The organism is Microbacterium sp. Leaf159 (assembly GCF_001423615.1).
GTDB lineage: Bacteria > Actinomycetota > Actinomycetes > Actinomycetales > Microbacteriaceae > Microbacterium.
The window spans coordinates 525,264-545,060 of the sequence record NZ_LMOU01000001.1 but is presented as its reverse complement, the minus strand read 5'-3'; the positions used below and the strand labels follow the sequence as shown (position 1 = coordinate 545,060).

19 protein-coding genes are annotated in these 19,797 nt (G+C 67.1%); 5 read left to right on the top strand and 14 right to left on the bottom strand.

Annotated elements, in window-relative coordinates; genetic code table 11:
• The first annotated feature begins 1 nt into the window (after nt 1).
• Nucleotides 2-412, top strand: coding sequence for a VOC family protein (locus ASF80_RS02645; protein WP_056307754.1), 411 nt, complete (start codon nt 2-4; stop codon nt 410-412).
• 26 nt (nt 413-438) lie between these two features.
• A complete protein-coding gene (locus ASF80_RS02640; RefSeq protein WP_056307752.1) occupies nt 439-2,787 on the top strand; it encodes an ATP-binding cassette domain-containing protein in 2,349 nt (782 codons plus the stop codon).
• 12 nt (nt 2,788-2,799) lie between these two features.
• Here ASF80_RS02640 and ASF80_RS02635 read toward each other — a convergent pair whose 3' ends face one another.
• The 7 genes from ASF80_RS02635 to ASF80_RS02605 all read right to left on the bottom strand — a co-directional run bounded on the left by ASF80_RS02635 (nt 2,800) and on the right by ASF80_RS02605 (nt 8,138).
• Nucleotides 2,800-4,221 (bottom strand): serine hydrolase domain-containing protein, encoded by a 1,422-nt coding sequence (locus tag ASF80_RS02635; RefSeq protein WP_200934735.1) that lies wholly within the window; start codon nt 4,219-4,221, stop codon nt 2,800-2,802.
• 46 nt (nt 4,222-4,267) lie between these two features.
• Nucleotides 4,268-5,113, bottom strand: a complete 846-nt coding sequence (locus tag ASF80_RS02630) for a class I SAM-dependent methyltransferase (protein WP_056307750.1) — start codon at nt 5,111-5,113, stop codon at nt 4,268-4,270.
• 120 nt (nt 5,114-5,233) lie between these two features.
• Nucleotides 5,234-6,367: a GNAT family N-acetyltransferase gene (locus tag ASF80_RS18850; protein WP_157520967.1), complete on the bottom strand. Its 1,134-nt coding sequence runs from the start codon at nt 6,365-6,367 to the stop codon at nt 5,234-5,236.
• Entirely contained in the window at nt 6,364-6,852 is a 489-nt protein-coding gene (locus ASF80_RS02620) for an SRPBCC domain-containing protein (protein WP_056307748.1), read from the bottom strand. The genes ASF80_RS18850 and ASF80_RS02620 overlap by 4 nt, the downstream gene beginning before the upstream one ends.
• Nucleotides 6,849-7,181 (bottom strand): ArsR/SmtB family transcription factor, encoded by a 333-nt coding sequence (locus ASF80_RS02615; protein ID WP_056307746.1) that lies wholly within the window; start codon nt 7,179-7,181, stop codon nt 6,849-6,851. The genes ASF80_RS02620 and ASF80_RS02615 overlap by 4 nt, the downstream gene beginning before the upstream one ends.
• A gap of 27 nt (nt 7,182-7,208) precedes the next feature.
• The gene (locus ASF80_RS02610) at nt 7,209-7,754 is read right to left on the bottom strand and encodes a GNAT family N-acetyltransferase (RefSeq protein ID WP_200934734.1); all 546 of its coding nucleotides are present in this window, start codon (nt 7,752-7,754) and stop codon (nt 7,209-7,211) included.
• Nucleotides 7,755-7,769: 15 nt separating this feature from the next.
• Nucleotides 7,770-8,138 (bottom strand): VOC family protein, encoded by a 369-nt coding sequence (locus ASF80_RS02605; protein WP_056307742.1) that lies wholly within the window; start codon nt 8,136-8,138, stop codon nt 7,770-7,772.
• A gap of 95 nt (nt 8,139-8,233) precedes the next feature.
• Between ASF80_RS02605 and ASF80_RS02600 the strand changes: the two genes are divergently transcribed.
• Together ASF80_RS02600 and ASF80_RS02595 are read left to right on the top strand one after the other, a co-directional pair.
• Nucleotides 8,234-9,559 (top strand): MFS transporter, encoded by a 1,326-nt coding sequence (locus ASF80_RS02600; RefSeq protein WP_056307740.1) that lies wholly within the window; start codon nt 8,234-8,236, stop codon nt 9,557-9,559.
• Nucleotides 9,560-9,579: 20 nt separating this feature from the next.
• On the top strand, nt 9,580-10,005 hold the full coding sequence (locus ASF80_RS02595; protein ID WP_056311669.1) for a GNAT family N-acetyltransferase: 426 nt from the start codon (nt 9,580-9,582) through the stop codon (nt 10,003-10,005).
• Nucleotides 10,006-10,017: 12 nt separating this feature from the next.
• On the opposite strand, the gene ASF80_RS02590 is transcribed toward ASF80_RS02595, so the two are convergent.
• From ASF80_RS02590 to polA, 7 genes are all read right to left on the bottom strand, one after another.
• Nucleotides 10,018-10,830, bottom strand: a complete 813-nt coding sequence (locus ASF80_RS02590) for an arginase family protein (protein ID WP_056307739.1) — start codon at nt 10,828-10,830, stop codon at nt 10,018-10,020.
• A gap of 92 nt (nt 10,831-10,922) precedes the next feature.
• The gene (locus ASF80_RS02585) at nt 10,923-11,663 is read right to left on the bottom strand and encodes a formylglycine-generating enzyme family protein (protein ID WP_056311667.1); all 741 of its coding nucleotides are present in this window, start codon (nt 11,661-11,663) and stop codon (nt 10,923-10,925) included.
• Nucleotides 11,664-11,674: 11 nt separating this feature from the next.
• Entirely contained in the window at nt 11,675-12,424 is a 750-nt protein-coding gene (locus tag ASF80_RS02580; protein WP_056311664.1) for an SGNH/GDSL hydrolase family protein, read from the bottom strand.
• A gap of 47 nt (nt 12,425-12,471) precedes the next feature.
• A complete protein-coding gene (locus ASF80_RS02575; RefSeq protein WP_056307736.1) occupies nt 12,472-13,824 on the bottom strand; it encodes an MFS transporter in 1,353 nt (450 codons plus the stop codon).
• Between the two features lie 43 nt (nt 13,825-13,867).
• Nucleotides 13,868-14,902, bottom strand: coding sequence for an LLM class flavin-dependent oxidoreductase (locus tag ASF80_RS02570; protein ID WP_056307734.1), 1,035 nt, complete (start codon nt 14,900-14,902; stop codon nt 13,868-13,870).
• A 53-nt stretch (nt 14,903-14,955) separates the two neighbouring features.
• Entirely contained in the window at nt 14,956-16,632 is a 1,677-nt protein-coding gene (locus ASF80_RS02565; protein WP_056307732.1) for a DUF885 domain-containing protein, read from the bottom strand.
• Nucleotides 16,633-16,690: 58 nt separating this feature from the next.
• On the bottom strand, nt 16,691-19,324 hold the full coding sequence (polA, locus tag ASF80_RS02560) for a DNA polymerase I (protein ID WP_056307730.1): 2,634 nt from the start codon (nt 19,322-19,324) through the stop codon (nt 16,691-16,693).
• A 45-nt stretch (nt 19,325-19,369) separates the two neighbouring features.
• Here polA and ASF80_RS02555 point away from each other — a divergent pair, with 45 nt between their 5' ends.
• A complete protein-coding gene (locus tag ASF80_RS02555; RefSeq protein WP_056307728.1) occupies nt 19,370-19,795 on the top strand; it encodes a hotdog fold thioesterase in 426 nt (141 codons plus the stop codon).
• Nucleotides 19,796-19,797 lie beyond the last annotated feature (2 nt).

The following is a 19,797-nucleotide window of genomic DNA, read 5'->3' as shown; positions in this document are numbered from 1 at the left end:
CATGAACATCAGCATCCACTACGCATTCCTTCCGCACACGGACGCCGAGGCAGCCCTCGGCTTCTATCGTGACGCCCTCGGATTCGAGGTGCGCAACGACGTCGGCTACGACGGTCTCCGATGGCTCACGGTCGGCCCAGAGGGCCAGCCGGGAACCTCGATCGTGCTGCACCCGCCGGCGACGGACCCGGGGATCACGGACGCCGAGCGGCAGACCATCCTCGAACTCATCGCGAAGGGCAGCTACACCGCGCTGACTCTCGCGAGCGACGATCTCGACGGCCTGTTCGAGCGACTGGTCGCGCAGGGGGCCGATGTCGTGCAGGAACCCATGGACCAGCCGTACGGTGTTCGCGACTGCGCCTTCCGCGATCCCGCGGGCAATCTTCTCCGTATCAACCAGGCCGGCTGAGCAGGCCGAGAAACCCGAGGACGACCATGACACACGCTGCAGACGGCCACGAGCTGATCCGCGTTCAGGGTGCCCGCGAGAACAACCTCAAAGAGGTCAGCGTCGACATCCCGAAGCGTCGACTGACGGTGTTCACGGGCGTCTCGGGATCCGGCAAGAGCTCTCTCGTCTTCGACACGATCGCCGCCGAGTCGAGGCGGCTGATCGACGAGACCTACAGCGCCTTCGTGCAGGGATTCATGCCGTCAGTGCCCCGGCCGGACGTCGACGTCCTCGAGGGACTCACGACCTCGATCATCGTCGATCAGGAGCGCCTCGGGGCGAACCCTCGCTCGACCGTCGGTACGGTGACCGACGCGAACGCGATGCTGCGCATCCTGTTCAGCAAGCTGGGTCAGCCGTACATCGGCGGGCCGACGGCGTTCTCGTTCAACATCCCCACCCAGAAGGCCAGCGGCGTGATGACGGGTCCGGGCGGTGAGAAGAAGATCGTCAAGGACGCGATCTACCTCGGCGGCATGTGCCCCCGGTGCGAGGGCAGGGGAACGGTCTCGGACCTCGACCTCGCCCAGATCGTCGACGAGTCGAAGTCGCTCGACGAGGGCGCGATCATGGTTCCCGGATACACGGCGGACGGTTGGATGGTGAAGGGCTTCTCCGCGTCCGGCTTCTACCCGGCCGACAAGCCGGTCGCCGAGTTCACCGAGAAGCAGCGGCAGCTGTTCCTGTACGGCGAGGTCACGAAGGTCAAGATCTCGGGCATCAACATGACCTACGAGGGACTGATCCCGAAGATCACGAAGTCGATGCTCTCGAAGGATCTCGACGCGCTGCAGCCCCACATCCGTGCCTTCGTCGAGCGCGTCGCGACCTTCGCGACCTGCCCCGAATGCGACGGCACTCGACTCACCGAGGGCGCTCGCTCGTCGAAGATCGACGGGATAAGCATCGCTGACGCATGCCGGATGCAGGTGACCGACCTCGCGGTATGGGTGCGCGGTCTCGAGCTTCCCGGTGCCGCGCCGCTCCTCGAGGCACTGAGTGCCAACCTCGACGCTTTCGTCACGCTCGGACTCGGATACCTGAGTCTCGAACGTCCGTCGGGCACGCTGTCCGGGGGAGAGGCGCAGCGCATCAAAATGCTTCGCCACCTCGGATCGTCCCTGACGGATGTGACCTATGTGTTCGACGAGCCCACGATCGGGCTCCACCCGCACGACATCCAGCGCATGAACACGCTGCTGCTGCGGCTGCGCGACAAGGGGAACACCGTGCTCGTGGTCGAACACAAACCCGAGACGATCGCGATCGGCGACCACGTGGTCGACCTGGGACCCGGCGCAGGAAGCGCCGGCGGCGAGATCTGCTTCGAGGGCACCGTCGAAGGACTCAAGGCCAGTGGTACGCGCACGGGCACGCACCTCGACGACCGAGCGACGCTCAAGCCGTCTGTGCGCACGAGCGACGGGGCGATCGAGGTGCGCGGCGCCACGGCGAACAATCTGCAGGATGTCGATGTCGACATCCCCACCGGCGTGCTCACGGTCGTCACGGGAGTCGCGGGTTCGGGCAAGAGCTCGCTCATCCATGGTTCGGTGTCGAAGCGGGAGGGCGTCGTCGCGATCGACCAGGGCGCGATCAAGGGATCGCGCCGTAGCAACCCGGCCACCTACACCGGTCTGCTCGAGCCCATCCGCAAGGCGTTCGCGAAGGCCAACGGGGTCAAGCCGGCACTGTTCAGCGCGAACTCCGAAGGCGCCTGCCCGACATGCAAGGGTGCGGGCGTCATCATCACCGAGCTCGGATTCATGGACACCATCGAGACGCCCTGCGAGGACTGCGGCGGCAAGCGCTTCCAGGCGGCTGTGCTCGAGTACAAGCTCGCAGGCAAGGACATCACCCAGGTGCTGGATCTACCGGTCTCCGAGGCGCGAGTCTTCTTCTCCGAGGGTGATGCGAAGCTCCCGGCGGCAGCTGCGATTCTTGGGCGCCTGGAAGATGTCGGGCTCGGCTACCTCTCGCTCGGACAGCCGCTGTCGACACTCTCCGGTGGTGAGCGCCAGCGCATCAAGCTCGCCATCCAGATGGGGGAGAAGGGCGACACGTACGTGCTCGACGAACCCACCACAGGGCTCCACCTCGCCGACGTGCAGAACATCCTGGGGCTGCTCGATCGGCTCGTGGAATCGGGTAAGACCGTGATCGTCATCGAGCACCACCAGGCGGTGATGGCCCACGCCGACTGGATCATCGACATCGGGCCGGGAGCCGGGCACGACGGCGGGCGGGTCGTCTTCGAAGGAAGCCCTGCCGATCTCGTGGCGGCGAAGTCGACGGTGACGGGGGAGCACCTCGCCGCGTACGTCGGAGCGTAGCGCGGAGCCTGCTCAGGCGACGTCGGGGCGGGTCATCAGCGGGGATGTCGCATGCGTGACCAGGTCCGTGCCGGTCAGAGGAACGGTCGCCCACGTCAGCGTCGCCGTCGCATCTCGGACGTTCAGATGAACGCGGTGTGGCGTGTTCAGGAGGTGGACCTCTGCCACGAATACGGGTCCCTGCCATGCGCCGGCTGCTGCGATCGCACGTCCGAGCGGAGCGCTCCGTTCCCAGCGACCGAAGCCGACCGGCACCTCGAGGCGCGCGCCGATTCTGAGGAGCCAACCGCCCGGTTGAGGATGAAGGACCACCGGCGTGTCGCTCGGGAGCGCGGAGTCGGGGTACGAATCATCCACGATCGCCTGGGTGTCGGTCGAGGTGGATCCCTGGTTGCCGTGGACCATCGGAAGGGCAAGGTGTCGGAGCCTGCGCATGAGTGCGACATCGCCGTCGAGGTCTCCCGGCGCGTCGATCCCGGGCAACAGCGATTCCCAGATCGCGTCGAGCGCATCCTGCGCGTGACGTATCTCTGTGTGCGCTGCGGTGAGGACGACGACCAGCTCGAGTTCAGGCACGACGACGCACTGCTGGCCGTACGCTCCGTTGCCGTGAAAGCCGTGAGCGGATATCCAGATCTGATATCCGTAGCCGGAATGGAAATCCGTAGCCGAGGCTCCTGGTGAGAAGTGACGGCTGTCTATTTGCTTGTGCGTCGCCGAAGCCATCCACTCGCGAGACAGCAGCTGACGCCCCTGCCATTCGCCGCCACGCAGCATCAGTTCACCGAAGGCGGCTACTGCTTCGGTGGTGAGATGCAGCCCGTGGAACCCGAACACGGCGCCGCTGCCGACGCGATCCCACTCGACATCCGTGATACCCATCGGTGCGAACAGTCGCTCGTCCAGCAGGCGGGGTAGCGTCTGCCCCGAGACGCGCTCGATCATGCGGGCCAGCACGAAGGTCGTCGCGTTGTCGTAGGTGTGCTGCGTACCGGGCGCGGCCGCGAGCGGCATCCGAAGGAAGCCGCGCACGAGATCGCTCGGCTCGAGCTTCCATGCGCCGTCAAGGGTGTCTTCGGCATGGCCGGCGGTCATCGTCAGCAGATGCTCCACGGTGAGAAGGCCTGCTCCCGCCGGCATATCGTCGGGAACATGATCCGGCAGTACGTCGACGACTCGATCATCGAGGCTCAAGAGTCCGTCGTCCACGACGAGACCGACTCCCATCGCGGTGAAGGACTTCGTCAGCGAGTACAGCAGGTGCGGGTCGTCAGCGGCGCAGGGAGTCCACCAGCCTTCTGCGATGACGTGGCCGCGCCGAACGATCATGAGTGAATGGCACTCGATCCCCTCAAGGCCGAGACGATCCAGGAACCCGTCGACCGCCGAGGACGAGACGTCGAGGGATGCGGGGGAGGTACGGGGCAGAGACACCCGGTAATAGTACGGACCCGACACCGATATGGCAGGCCCGCTTGAGTCAGTCCTTGCGCGCGACGATCGTGAAGGTGCAGGGGATGAGGTTGCGCTCGGCCTCGGGCCAGGCATAGCCGCGTGGGACCTCGACCATTCGAGGGCTGAACCGCCAGGGGAGTGTACGCCCCTCGTCGAAATGGACCAGGCGAAGCCCGGCACGCAGAAGCGCACCGAGGATCTCGGAGAGCGGATGCGGCCACTCGTAGGTCCGGGAATGTGCGACCGTTCCGTCTCCGGCGTACGTCGATTCGTCGTCCCACTGCTGTGCACGACCATCTCCGAAATACGAGTATCTCGTGGCGAATCCCTCGGCGTCTTCGTCGAGGGCGAGCAGGGCGGGGTGACCGTCCCTGATGAAGAACGTCCCGCCAGGACGCAGCAGGGCAACGATCTGAGCCGCCCAGCGATCGAGATCCTTCAGCCAGCAGATCGTGCCGATGCTCGTGTACACGACGTCGAAGTCGCCCGACACCGCGTTCCTGGCATCGAGGACATCGGTGTGCACCCACGTCGCTGCGACTCCGGTTCGCTCGGCGAGAGCCGCTGCCGCCCGCAGCGCAGGCTCTGAGAAATCCACGCCTGTCACACGAGCGCCGGCGCGCGCCAGCGAGATGGTGTCCGTGCCGATGTGGCACTGCAGGTGGCACAGATCGAGTCCTGACAGGCTTCCACCGGTTGCGAAACGGTCGAGCACCGGCAGATCGTCGCTGACGACGTCGCTGAGATGGTTCGGGTCATCGAACGCATCCAGTCCGTAGGCGGCCTCATGCAGTGGCACGCGGTCATCCCAGTTCTGCAGATTCGCGGTGCGTGCAGCTTCCCAGTTGATCTCGACGTTGCTTCCGTTCACGGATCGAGCCTATCGACAGCCCCGATCACTGTCGTCGTAGTAATGCCGATAATGCACATTATGTCAGCTCAAGTGGGAAACACTGCCCCGAAGCGCCTGCACGACGGTCGCGCGTGAGGATCACCAGGGGGTGCCATTCAGATCGATGTCTCCATGCGGCCACTGCCCTGCTCGAGCATCCGGGTTCGCGCCGGCGGCGAAGACGAGAATAGGCCCGCTGGCAGATGTCACAGTGGCCCTCGCATCGATCATCGACACATGACGCTCCACAGCGTTCACGCGTGACCAGCCTGTCCGCTGGTAGAACGACACGACCTCCTCTCGGCAGCCGAGATAGCCGAATTCCACACGATCGTCGTCGCGCATCGCCTGCTGGGCGTGGGTCATCACCCGACGTCCGGCCCCGCGGGAGCGCCAGTCCGAATGGACCAGGACTCCCCCGGTTCCGGCGACTGCGACCGTGAGCTCCCCGACCCGTATGACGCGTCGCTGAAAACCGACGTGGGCAACGGCCACGTCCCCGTGGAAGATCATCGTGTGCACGTCCGCAGGAGAATAACCGTACGGACGGTCAGGGTCCCACTCGCCGTGCGTCTCTCGGTACTCGGAGTCGAAGAGGTCGCGTAGCGCAGCTGTCTGAGACTCCGACAGCGCTCCGTGTTCGACGGTGATGACATGCTCGGCGACGGGCGCTGGCTTCGGTCTCGGCGCCCTCACTGTCAGGATCGTCCGTCCATGTTCGCCGGTCGGAAGATCGTCGCCTGAATCCTCAAAACCGAGCTTCTCGAGAACACGGCGCGAGGCGACATTCCAGTCCCATACGCTCGCCCAGAGGCGGTCATATCCCTCCGCGTCGGACCACGCGAGGACGGCTCGGGCGGCTTCCGTCGCGTAGCCGTGATTATGGACCTTGCTCAGAAGCTCGAAGGCGATCTCCGGCTCGTCCGCTGATCCTTTGCCTGCGAAGATGAGCCCGCAGTATCCATACACCTCGCCGGTCGTCGCGTCTTGGACGGACAGCAGGTCGGAGCGCCGGTCTCGCTCCTCGGCGATGTGAGCCGCAATGTCTGAGACCGTCGGGTGGCCAGTCGTGTCGAGTCTGCGGTCCGGCGGCACCCGGTCGTCGCGTTCGGTCCACAGCCGGTGGAACACCTCGGCGTCCGCCACCACCTGCGGGCGGAGAGTCAGCCGATCCGTCCGCAGGGTCGTTTCCCCCAGCGCTCCCCGTGCGGGAGTCGAACCGGTCGAGTTCATATCGCCCCGGATTCGGCGAGGTCGGCCAGAGCTGACGTCACCGATCCCCAGCCCTCGAAGAAGCCGAGATCCTCGTGCAGGTTCCGCGCAGCGGGATCTCCATGGCGGACGATCGCGCGATACGTCGTGCCCTCGGGGTGCTCGTCGAGAGTGATCTCCGCCGTCATCGAGACGGGTTCGGGCGTCGCCGGCCGCCAGCAGCTGTCGACGACGTTGGTGAAGACCAGTCGCCGCTCGGGCTCCACGACGAGGAAGACGCCATCCGTGTGCGGGGCGTACTCCCCCGCTCCCTCCCGCATGCTGGTCACGAAACCACCGCCGGGCCGTACGTCGAGGCGATCGACGCGCGCCTGCATGGGTGCGGGAATCCACCACTGGGCGAGAAGCTCCGGGTCGGTCCACGCGCGCCACACCGCCGACGGTGACGCCCGGATCGTCCTCTCCAGAGTCAGGTCGAGCCGCGGGTCGGGGGCTGTGCTGGTCATCGGGTCTCCTTCGGATCGGTCACCAGGGATTCGAGGCGGTCCGTCCGCTGATCCCAGACCCGACGCTGCTCGTCGAGCCAGTCCGCGACGACGGCGAGGCGGTCGTGGTCGAGCACGCAGGTGCGCACTCGTCCGCTCTTCGAAGTGCGGATGAGCCCACTGCCCTCCAGTGCACGGATGTGCTTCATGAACGACGGAAGCGTGATCGCGAAAGGCTGGGCGAGCTCCCCCACGCTCGCGGGGCCACGCCCGAGCGCTCGGATGACCTCGCGCCGCGTCGGGTCGGCGAGAGCGAGGAAGACCTCGTTCACCCCGTGATGGTTAGCCATGAGGATAAGTATTGCGTACGCAGAAAGTTAGCGCAAGGGCACAGTATGGTCCGGTCTCATCATGCAGACGAGTCCCTCGCGGTCATCCCACGATGCGACCCGTTCGAACCCGCGGGATTCGTACAGCCGGATCGCCGGAGCCCGCCAGTCCCAGACGGACAGGCGAACGCGCCCGGAGGTCAGCGCCAGCGCCGCATCCAGCAATGCGGATCCGAGTCCGCGCCCGCGAAAGTCCGGATCCGTCCACAGGCGCTTGATCTCGGCATCTCCCCCGTCGATCCGGATGATCACGACCCCGACAGGCTGCCGCTCGATCATGGCGACCATCGTCGTGCAGTCGGCGTAGGAATCGCGCGGGTCCGCCACCTCACGCTCGTATCGTGGCGGCAGCGCCGCGATCGACACAGGAGACTCGGCCCGACCGTGCTCGTGCTTCTCCGCTTCGGTCTGCAGAAGGTAGGTGCGGACGAGCGCACTCACCGCAGCCGTATCGGCTTCGTCCCACCGCGATTCCCGGACATGGAACGACAGCCGGGGTTCGTCAGGCGACGAGTGCGGATGCAGTGAGGTCACACCGCTATTCTGCCCTCACTGGGCTGCCCAGACTCCCAGCTCATTGCCGCTCGGGTCCACGAAATGCAGTCGTCGACCGCCCGGGAAGTCGTACGGCCCCTGCGTCACCGCGCCACCGGCTTCCGCTATCGCGGCGTGCGTGGCATCGAGGTCATCGGAGTACAGGAGCACGAGCGGACCGCCCGCGGGACGCGCCTGATCGGACAGCAGAAGGCCGCCCACTTCTGACCCGTCGCCGGTCGGCGAGGCGATGCCCGCGTAGGCGGGACCGTAGTCGACGAAGACCCATCCGAAGGTGTCGCCGTAGAAGCGCTTCGCGGTCTCGAGGTCGTTCACGACGAGCTCGACGTAGTTGATGGAGTGGTGCACGGGTTCAGGTGTCATGCGGCCACGGTAGCGACAGCATCCGACATGCGGAAGGAGGCGCCGCGGTGCTGCGCGCGACCGGCGGTGTCGCACACGAGGAGTAGCGTGGAAGGGTGCAACAGGTTCCCCGCTCCCCCGTCACCGACCCGGGGTGGAGGGCCTGGCTCATCTGGGGCGTGGGCGTAGCCGCCTACGTTCTCGCGATCACCAACCGCACATCGCTGGGCGCCGTCGGAGTCGAAGCGGCCGACCGGTTCCAGGCCGATGCCTCCACGCTCGCGCTGTTCGCCGTGGTGCAGCTCGCGGTGTACGGAGGCATGCAGATCCCGATCGGGATCCTCCTCGACCGGTTCGGATCGCGCCCCATCATGACGGTCGGCATGCTGCTCATGGCAGCAGGCCAGCTCACCATGGCGCTCTCCCCCAGCATCGGGATAGCGGTGTTCGCGCGCATCCTCCTCGGGGCGGGCGATGCGGCGATCTTCCCCGCGGTGCTGCGTCTCGTCGCCACCTGGTTCCCCGCGCAGCGCGGCCCGATCATGGTGCAGTTCACCGGCATCATCGGACAGGGGGGACAGCTCATCGCGCTCGTTCCGCTGGCCGCTCTCCTCCACGCGACCACCTGGACGATCACGTTCGGCAGCATCGCAGGACTCGGCGTGCTCTTCACGATCCTCGTCGCGCTCCTCATCCGCAATCACCCGGTCGAGCGCGGCGCTGACGTCTCTGTCGACACCGACACGGGCGTGATCAGGGTCGTCACCTCGGCGATCGACACGGGTGTCGGCATCCGTGCGGCATGGGCCCACCCCGGTACGCGACTCGCCTTCTGGTCTCACTTCACGACGCCATTCGCCGGCACCGCCTTCATCCTGCTGTGGGGAATGCCGTTCCTCACCGCGGCGCAGGGGCTGGACACCGCCCACGCGGCCGGGATCATCTCGGTCTACGTGGTCGCGGGCATGGCGCTCGGTCCGATCATCGGCGACCTCTCGAGACGGCTTCCCAACCAGCGCTCGGTAGCGCTCGTGCTCCCGGCGGTCGGCGTGCAGATGGTCGCGTGGGTCGCCGTCATCGCCATGCCGGAACCTGCGCCGATCTGGCTTCTGTACGTGCTCGCGGTGGCCCTCGCCACGGGTGGCCCCGCGAGCATGATCGCCTTCGACCATGCCCGCACGCACAACCCCTCGCACCGTCTGAGCACGGCGACCGGGGTGACCAACGCCGGAGGCTTCATCGCCGCGCTCATCGCGATCTGGCTGATCGGCCTCGCCCTCGACATCCAGGGCGCCGGAACGCCCGAGACCTATTCGTTCGAGGCGTTCCGCATCGCGTTCCTGATGCCGATCCCGCTCTGGATCCTCGGGGTCGTGTTCATCGTGATCGAGCGCAAGCGCACCCGCATCCGGATGGGTCTGGATCCCGAGAAGCGACGCTGACAGCTCCTAGGATGAAGCGCATGCCCGCAGCTTTCACGTTCTCCGCCGACCCGTCTCTCATCGACCGCGACCTCGTGCACCACTGGCTCAGTGTCGAGTCCTACTGGGCTCAGGGCCGCCCCAGAGAGACCCAGGACGCAGCGATCGACGCGTCGAGGAACTACTCGGTGCGCGATTCCGACGACCGACAGGTGGCTTACGCCCGCGTCGTCACCGACGGGGTGACGTTCGCGTGGCTGTGCGACGTGTTCGTCGACGAATCCGCTCGAGGCAACGGGATCGGGCGGATGATCGTCGAAGGCGTCATCCAGGACCTGCAGGAGTCGTCGACGGTGAAGCGGATCGTGCTCGCCACGAGCACCGCAGACGGCCTGTATGCGCAGTACGGGTTCGCCGAGTCTCCCGGGCCGAACCGCTACATGATCAAGCAGATGCCGCGCGACTGAGGCTGCGCGGCGTCAACGCGCGAGGTGCTGGAAGGTCTCGAGGATGAGCTCGATGCTCACGCGCTCCGGGACCTCGGCATCGCCGGCTTCGAACTCGGCGAGCTCGACTCCCCTCACGGAGTCGGCGGGCAGGGCGGCGAAGATCGCCGCGATCCGGTGCGGCAGCAGTCCCTCGGAGACGCGGTAGGCGGCCGGGATGTAACCGGGCTCGAGAACGTCCCAATCCACGTGGATCCAGACGGGGCGGCCGGCGACGAGTTCCATCACCCGTTCGGGCGTGCTCTCCGCCGGGGCGAGCACCGTGACGCCGGCGTCGGCGAGCAGCTTGCCCTCTGCCGTGTCGATGTCGCGTCCTCCGACGACGATGACCTGTGCGGGGTCGAGTCCTGCGCCATGCCCGCTCTCCCACAGCCCGCATGCCGCGGCGACCACCATGCCGCCGAGGTAGCCGGAGTCGGTCGTCGCCGGGGTGTTGAAGTCGCCGTGCGCATCGATCCACAGCAAGACGGCGTCCGGATGCCGTTCGGCGACGGTCGGGAGCGTGCCGAGGCTCGCCGCGCACGTATTGGTCGCGAGCAGAGGAATCGATCCCGCGTCGATCGCGTCCCGCACGGCGTCGCGCAGGCCATGCAGCGTGCTCGCGGCCTGGGGTAGAGCGACCGACCAGTCGTCTGTGACCGCCGGGGACGGCGCTCCGACGATCCTCGGCTCCACGTCGAGGAGATCCCCGAGTGCCGAGCCGACGAGACGGGCTCCGATGAGGGCGCCGTCCGTGCGGTCGGCCACGCGGCCCTGGGAGACGATGAGAGCGAAGCGGGACATCATGATCTCAGCTTTTCACTCGCACCGAGCATCGGGCAAAACGAGTCGACGCGCGCGCGTCGAGGCAGTGGCCCGCTCAGCTCTCCGCTGCCGATTCAGCGCCCAGGACGTCGCAGCGGCGTCCAGCCGAACGGCACAGGGCCGTCGAACGCGGCCCGTTCACGATCTGCGCGGTCCGACCAGCCCTGCGCCTCTCCAGGCGTGTCGAAGGCGCCGCGGGCCACGCGGAGTCCGACATCCTCGTGGTGCATGCGCGGGGCTCCCCCGCGTCGTACGGATGCCCGCACGCTCCATGAGTCGTCTGCGAAGCCGCCACCGCGGAACACGCGGTAGTCGTCGTACCGGGCGGGATCCAGCAGGTCCCAGCACCACTCCCACACGTTGCCGAGCGTGTCGAACAGCCCGTGGAGGTTGGGCAGTCTGCCCCCGACGTCCTGAGGGGTCGAGACTCCGTCTGCGCTCGTCCACGCGGCGTCTGCCAGCGGAGCATAGTGCGGCCCGGTCGAACCGGCTCTGCAGGCGTACTCCCATTCGGCCTCGGTCGGCAGTCGGTAGCCGTCACCCGTGACATCCCAGGTGACGTCTTCTCCGTCGAACCGATATACCGGATCGAGCCCTTCCCACTCCGATGCTGCGTTGCAGAAATGCACCGCGCGGAGCCAGCTCAGATCTGCGGCCGGTCGGCGGGGGTGCCTCGAGGGGATCGGCAGCACCTCGGCGAGCTGCTCCTCGGTGATCGGGAACACGCCGATCTCGAAATCCTCGACATCCACCGTGCGCTCGACCTTGCGACGCGCGTCGTGCAGCGTCACCGCGCCTCCGCTGATGCGGCGCATCTCGATGTCGGTCACGCCTGAGGCGCTCTCTCGACCCACTCCGGGTACTTCGCGGCACGGCCGTCACCGGACGACGTGCGCGTGACGCGGCGCTTCACCCACGGGCCTACGAACTCCCGGTAGTAGGCGATGCCCGCGGGTCCGCCCGCGGTGAGCGACGTCGGCGACCACCACGTCGCCGGCGGCTCGAAGCCCAGGCCGTGCAGAACGCGAGCCGCGACCCGATGATGGCCGGCCGCGTTCATGTGCAGCCGGTCCTCCGACCAGTACTTCGCGCCGGCGAGCTCCCGGTCGGGCCAGTTGAGCGCCCGCACCACGTCATCACGCCCCTCGACCCTGCGCAGCACGGCGTCCGAGAGCTGGTCGCCGCGGCGCTGCACGAGCGAGCCCATCGGCAGCTGACCGCTCGGGTTCGCACCCGACAGCAGAATCAGCGTCACGCCCTCTTCATCGCACCGTCGGAGCACTCGGCTGAACGCATCGGCGATGTGCTCGAGGTCGGTCCGCGGACGGAGCATGTCGTTGCCACCGCCGTTGAAGGAGAGATGCGTGGGCCGGAGCGCCAGTGCCGGTTCGAGCTGCTGCTCGACGATGGGCCACGCCAGCTTGCCGCGGATCGCGAGGTTCGCGTAGCCGATCGAGTGCCCCGCAGCATCCGCCCACCCCTGGGCGACCAGGTCGGCCCAGCCTCGCTCTCGGCCGTCCGGCAGCACATCACCCACTCCCTCGGTGAAGGAATCGCCGATGGCCACATAGCGCACGTCTGTCACCACGACAGCCTATTCCCGCTCGCGGACATGCGGCTTCATCAGCGGTCGTCGAGTGCGACTCCCCCACGATCGACCAGGCCCCACGCGGCGGCCGCCGCGGCGACGAAACATGCCCCGAACACCACGAACAGCACGGGCGCTCCCCCAGCCACGAGGATGACGGGGACGGCGAGCGGAGCGACGATCGAAGCGATACGCCCCACGCCGGCCGCCCAGCCTGCGCCCGTGCCTCGGAGCGACGTCGGGTAGATCTCGGGAGTGACGGCGTAGAGGGCGCCCCACGCCCCGAGATTGAAGAACGAGAGCGCCATGCCGGAGGCGATGATCGCGGCCTCGGTGGTCGATGTGCCGAAGAAGACGGCAGAGACGGCGGAGCCGATGAGGAACACCGACAGGGTCGTGCGGCGACCCCAGACTTCGATCAACCAGGCGGCTACGGCGTAACCGGGCAGTTGCGCGAGCGTGATGATCAGCGTGAACCCGAAGGAGCGGACGAGATCGAACCCCGCGTCGACGAGGATGCTGGGGATCCAGATGAACGCGCCGTAGTAGGCGAAGTTCACGCACAGCCAGACGATCCAGAGGCACACCGTGCGCACGCGGAACTCTGCATTCCAGAGCGTCGTGAGGCGCGCCCTGGTGGTGATGGCGATCGCACGCGAGACCGGCTCTCGTCTGATGGCGGGCCCCGGTTCGACGCCGGCATCGGCCTCGAACGTCGAGACGATTCGGTCGGCCTCGGCGATGCGCCCGCGGGACGCGAGCCACCGCGGCGACTCGGGGAGCCCCCAGCGGACGATCAGCGCGTAGACGGCGGGGATCGCGCCGAGCGCGAAGGCCCAGCGCCATCCGTCGTCGGACGCGGGGATGACGAAGAAGCCGATGAGCGCAGCTGCTGTCCACCCCAGGGCCCAGAAAGCCTCGAGGATCACGATGAGGCGCCCGCGGATCCGCGCGGGAGCGAATTCACTCACATATGTCGAGGCCACGGGAAGCTCGGCGCCGAGCCCGAGCCCGACGAGGAATCGCAGCACGAGGAGAGCGGCCAGTCCGCCGACGAGAGCGCTCGCGCCCGTGGCGATCCCGTAGATCAGGAGCGTGAGCGCGAAGACCTGGCGTCGTCCCAGTCTGTCGGCGAGGAGGCCTCCGAGGGTCGCGCCGAGCGCCATACCGATGAATCCGACGGATGCGATCCACCCGGCGTCCGTCTTCGTGAGGCCCCACTGCTGGGTCAGTGCGGCGAGGATGAAGGAGATGAGGCCGACATCCATCGCATCGAGCGCCCAGCCGACGCCCGAGCCGGTGAGGAGCCGCAGATGGCGACGCGTGAACGGAAGGTCGTCGAGACGACCGGCGATCGATGCCCGGCTCGGCAGCTCGGTGTTGGCCATTCCTACATCGTAGGGGCGTGGACCGGGCTGCCGAGCCCGGACGTCAGTCGCGGTCTGCGAGCAACCGGCGCACGCGCGGGATGACCTCGGAACCGTAGAGCTCGACGCTGCGCATCATCGCTTCGTGCGACAGAGTGCCCGTGGCGTACTTCATGTCGAAACGGCCGAGTCCCAGTGTCGTGACGGTGTCGGCGATCTTCGCGGCGACACGATCGGGCGAGCCGACGTACAGTGCGCCCGCGGGCCCGATGTCGTTCTGGAACCGTGCACGGCTGTAGGGAGGCCACCCGCGCTCGCGTCCGATGGTGTTGTTCATCGCCTCGAAACCGGAGTACGCGGCTTCCCACGCCTCGTCATCGGTGTCGGCGATGTGCCCCGGCGAGTGCACGGCGATCGGATGCGACGTCGTGCCGAACGAGGCCACCGACCGATGGTAGAGGTCGACGAACTGCCGGAACCGCCCCGCGGGCCCTCCGATGATCGCGAGCATGAGGCCGAGCCCGTGCCTGGCGACGCGCACGACGGACTCCGGGCTGCCGCCGACGCCGACCCAGGTGCGCAGGCCGTTCTCGCTCTTGGGGAAGACGTTCGCATTCTCGAGCGACGCGCGCATGGTTCCCGACCACGTCACCGGCTCCTCCTTGAGCAGCTCGACGAACAGCTCGAGCTTCTGCTCGAACAGCGCGTCGTAGTCGCGCAGGTCGTAGCCGAACAGAGGGAAGGACTCGATGAAGGATCCACGGCCGAGGACGACCTCTGCCCGTCCGTTCGAGAGCGCGTCGAGAGTCGAGAAGCGCTCGAACACTCGCACCGGGTCGTCCGAGGACAGCACGGTCACCGCGGTGCCGAGACGGATGTCCTTCGTGCGTCCGGCGATGGTGGCCAGAACCATCTCGGGAGCCGAGACGGCGAACTCGGTGCGGTGGTGCTCCCCCACTCCGAAGAAGTCGACGCCGACGCTGTCAGCCATCTCCGCCTGCTCGACGATGTTGCGGATCGTCTGCGCTCCTGTGAGGAGCTCGCCGTCGGCGCCCCTCGTGATGTCGCCGAAGGTGTCCAGCCCGAACTCGATGCTCATGTCAGCCCTTTCTATTCAACTGAATGAACACGGCTCGGGCCGGACACATTCCCTCACCGGGCGAGAAGGGCCGTCCGAAGCGTGTCGAGCCCGACCCCGCCCATGTCGAGAGCCCGCTTGTGGAACTCCTTGACATCGAAGTCCGCGCCGCGCTCGGCCTGGTAGGCATCGCGGACCTGCTCCCAGATGCGCTGACCGACCTTGTATGAGGGGGCCTGCCCGGGCCAGCCCAGGTAGCGGTTGACCTCGAACTGCACGAACTGGTCGGACATGTTCACGTTCTTGCGCATGAAATCGAGCGCATAGTCGGCGTCCCAGATCCCGTCACCCTCGAGACGAGGCTTGCCGAGGTGTACGCCGATGTCGAGTACGACGCGTGCCGCGCGCATCCGTTGCCCGTCGAGCATGCCGAGCCGATCGGCAGGATCGTCGAGGTAGCCGAGCTGCTGCATGAGACGCTCGGCGTAGAGGGCCCAGCCCTCGGCGTGACCGGACGTACCGGCGAGCAGGCGCCGCCACGAGTTCAGTTCAGTCCGGTTGTAGACCGCCTGCGCGATCTGCAGGTGATGTCCCGGAACGCCCTCGTGGTACACGGTCGTCAGCTCGCGCCATGTGTCGAACTCGGTGACACCCTCCGGGACGGACCACCACATGCGGCCGGGGCGCGAGAAGTCATCCGTCGGCCCCGTGTAGTAGATGCCACCTTCTTGGGTCGGGGCGATCATGCACTCGAGCGTGCGGATGGCCTCGGGGATGTCGAAGTGCGTCGCACCGAGCTCGGCGACCGCTCGGTCGCTCGTCTCCTGCATCCACCGCTGCAGCGCCTCGGTACCCACGAGCTTGCGGGCGGGGTCTGCCTCGAGGTGGGCGACGGCCTCTTCGACGGACGATCCGGGAAGGATCTCGTTCGCGATCGCCGTCTGCTCGGCGACCATTCGCGCGAGCTCCTCGCGACCCCACTCGTAGGTCTCGTCGAGATCGATCGTCGCGCCGAGGAACCGACGTGAGTTCAGGGCGTAGAGCTCTCGGCCCACGGCGTCTACTTCGGTCGCGGCGGGAGCCAGCTCCTCAGCGAGGAAGCTCCGCAGCTCGTCGTAGGCGACGCGGGCCGCCGCGGAGTTGTCCGCCAAGGTGCGGGCGAGGGATGCCGGGAGGTTGCCCTCCTGCGGAGCGGCGTCCGCGACGAACGCGGCGAAGAATCCGTCGTCGGCCGTGTAACGGTCGATCTGGGTGGCGACCTCGACGACCTGACGACGCGCGGGCGTGACGCCGGAGGCGATACCCGCCCTCAGCGTCTCGGTGTAGCCGCGGAGCGCATCTGGCACTGCAGCGAGTCGAGTGGCGATGACCGACCAGTCGTCTGCGGTCGCGGTGGGCATGAGGTCGAACGCCGAGCGCACGTCCTGCGCCGCCGAAGCGATCACATTGAGGTCGCGCAGGTGCCACTTCGCGTCGTGCAGCTCGAGATCGAGGCTGAGCTCCGCCGAGAGGTCGGTCTTGGTCACCTCGTCGATCGCGTCCGACGGTTCGAGCGCGGCGAGTTTTGCGAGCGTCGAGCGGGTGGCTGACGCGATCTCCTCGTGACCGGCGGGGCTGAGGTCGCCGAACCGATCATTGACCTCGTCTCGACCGATGTAGGTGCCGAGCGTCGGAGCGAGCACCGCGATGGTGTCGACCCACTCATCGGCGACTTTGTCGATGGCAGACGGGGTGCGAGGAGATGAGGTCATCCCTCCAGCGTAGCCCCGCACCATCGGCGCAGGATATCGGTCTGGGGTGCGACGGCGGTCAGTGAGCGGCCTCGTTCCAGTCGTGCCCGCGCCCGACCTGCACGTCGAGGGGCACCGTGAGATCGGCCGCATCGCCCATACGGGTACGGACGATCCGCTCGGTCGCCTCCCACTCCCCCGGGGCCACCTCGACGACGAGTTCGTCGTGGATCTGCAGAAGAGCGCGCGACGTGAGGCCCTCGGTGCGCAGATCCTCGTGGATGTGCAGGAGCGCGATCTTCATGATGTCCGCGGCGCTTCCCTGGATCGGTGCATTCAGCGCCGCCCGTTCCGCGTTCTCACGCAGCACGCGGTTTGGGCTCGCGAGATCAGGGAACGGACGGCGGCGTCCGAAGATCGTCTCGGTGTAGCCGACCTCCTTGGCCTTCATCACGGACGCACGGAGATAGTCGCGCACCGCCCCGAATCGGGCGAAGTACTCGACCATCAACTGCTTCGCCTCGGACTGCTCGATGCGGAGCTGCTTCGACAGACCGAACGCCGAGAGACCGTAGACGAGGCCGTAGGACATTGCCTTGACTTTGGTTCGCATTGCCGCGGTCACATCGCCGGGTTCGACTCCGAACACGCGCGCGCCGACGAAGCGGTGCAGGTCCTCGCCGCTGTTGAACGCTTCGATCAGGCCCTCGTCGCCGGAGAGGTGCGCCATGATGCGCATCTCGATCTGCGAGTAGTCCGCGGTGAGCAGCGACTCGTAGCCTTCCCCGACCTGGAACGCACTGCGGATGCGGCGCGATTCCTCGGTGCGCACAGGGATGTTCTGCAGGTTCGGGTCGGTGCTCGAAAGCCGGCCGGTCTGGCTGCCCGTCTGCACATAGGTGGTGTGCACTCGGTCGTCGGTGCCGATCGCCGTGTCGAGCGACTCGATGATCTGCCGCAGTTTCGTGGCCTCGCGGTGCTGGAGGAGGAGACCGAGGAACGGATGCGGGTGCGACTCCTGCAGGTCGGCGAGCACCGCGGCATCCGTCGAGTACCCCGTCTTCGTCTTGCGGGTCTTCGGAAGCTGCAGATCGTCGAAGAGCACCTCCTGCAGCTGCTTCGGCGAACCGAGGTTGAACTCGCGGCCGACGATTCCGAACGCCTCCTGCGCGAGCCCCTCGGCGCGCGTGGCGAGCTCGCCCGAGAACGTCGAGAGAACTTCGTGCGACACGGCGACGCCGGCCACCTCCATGTCGGCGAGAGTCAGCAGCGTGGGAAGCTCGATGTCGGTGAGGACGGCGGCCACCGACTCAGGGATGTCCTCGCGCAGCGCAGTGGCGACGCGCAGGGCGAACCAGGCCTCCTGCGAGGGAGTGGCGCCTTCGGTCTCGGGGACCAGCTGAGACGGATCCGCCTCGGGAAGCTTCTCACCGAGGTACCGCTCGACGAGGTCGCCGAGCGTCTTGTCGGGGAAGCTCGGGCGCAGCAACCAGCCGGCGAGGCTGGTGTCGTAGGCGAGTCCGTGCACACGGACCCCCTGTCGCAGCAGCGCCTTGACCTGGGGCTTGGCGTCGTGGAGCACCTTCGGGTTCGTCGACTCGAACCACGGGCGCAGCACCTCGACGGCGTCATCGGTCCAGTCGAGTTCGCGGAGCTCCTTCTCGGTCGCGGCACCCACTCGCGTGGGCACCCCGCCCTGCACCAGGATCCGCACCGCGACATCGTCGGTCTGGGCATCCGCCCACGTGACGAATTCCGCGGCGCTGACCTGAGCGGGCTCCGGCAGTACCACTGCGGCAGCCGGATCGTCGGCGACCTCGCCGGCTCCGACGGCCTCGAAGACGCGTGGCAGAAGCGTGCGGAACTCGAGACGGGCGAAGATGTCGCGGACTGCCTGAGCGTCGATAGGTGCCACCGCGAGGTCGTCGGGAGCGACGGGCAGCTCGACATCCGTCAGCAGTCGGTTGAGTCGACGGTTGCGCCGCACGTCTTCGATGTGGTCGCGGAGGTTTCCTCCGACCACACCCTTGATCTCCTCGGCTCGCTCGAGCAGATCATCGAGGGATCCGAACTGCGTGAGCCACTTGACGGCGGTCTTCTCGCCGACCTTGGGCACACCGGGCAGGTTGTCGCTGGTCTCGCCCACGAGGGCGGCGATGTCGGGGTACTGCTCGGGGCGTACTCCGTAGCGCTCCTGTACGGTCACCGGGTCGTAGCGCTTGAGCTGGGAGACTCCCTGCACCGAGGGGTAGAGCAGCGTCACATCATCGGTGACGAGCTGGATCGTGTCCCGGTCTCCGGAGACGACGAGAACGTCGTAACCCTGCGCAGCACCCTGGGTCGACAGTGTGGCGAGGATGTCGTCGGCCTCGACGCCCTCTTTCGTGAGCACCGGGATCGACATCGCGGCGAGGCAGTCCTGCAGCAGTGGGATCTGGCCGCGGAACTCCTGGGGCGACTCCGACCGGGTCGCCTTATACTCCGGGTACTGATCGGTGCGGAAAGAATGGCGCGAGGTGTCGAACGCGATCGCCATATGCGTGGGCTGCTCGGCCTTGATGAGGTTCACCAACATCGACAGGAAGCCGTAGATGGCGTTCGTGTGCTGGTTGTCCTTGGTCGTGAAGTTCTCGACCGGAAGGGCGAAGAAGGCACGGTAGGCGAGCGAATGGCCGTCGACGACCATGAGGGTAGGCTTTGCGGAGTCCGTCACCCTGTCAGCCTAACGAGGACGACAGACACCCGCTGAGGAGGATCCATGACCGAGACCGCGACGAGCGCAGGACTCGACTGGGCGACAGCCCGTGGGATGGGCGCACTCGCCCAGAAGATGGGCATGGAGTTCCTCGAGTTCACCACGGAGCGCTGCGTCGCGACGCTCCCGGTCGAGGGCAACACGCAGCCCGTCGGCCTCATGCACGGCGGAGCCTATGTGGTCCTCGGCGAATCGCTCGGCTCGATGGCGGCGAACCTGCACGCAGGCCCCGGCCGGCTCGCGGTCGGAGTGGACATCAACGCCACCCACACGCGCTCCGCGACGTCGGGCGTCGTGACAGGCGTCTGCACCCCCGTGCATCTGGGACGCAGCATCACGGTGCACGAGATCGTCGTCTCCGACGATCAGGGGCGCCGGTGCTCGACGATCCGCATCACCAATATGATCAAGGATGCTCCGGGAGCCTGACC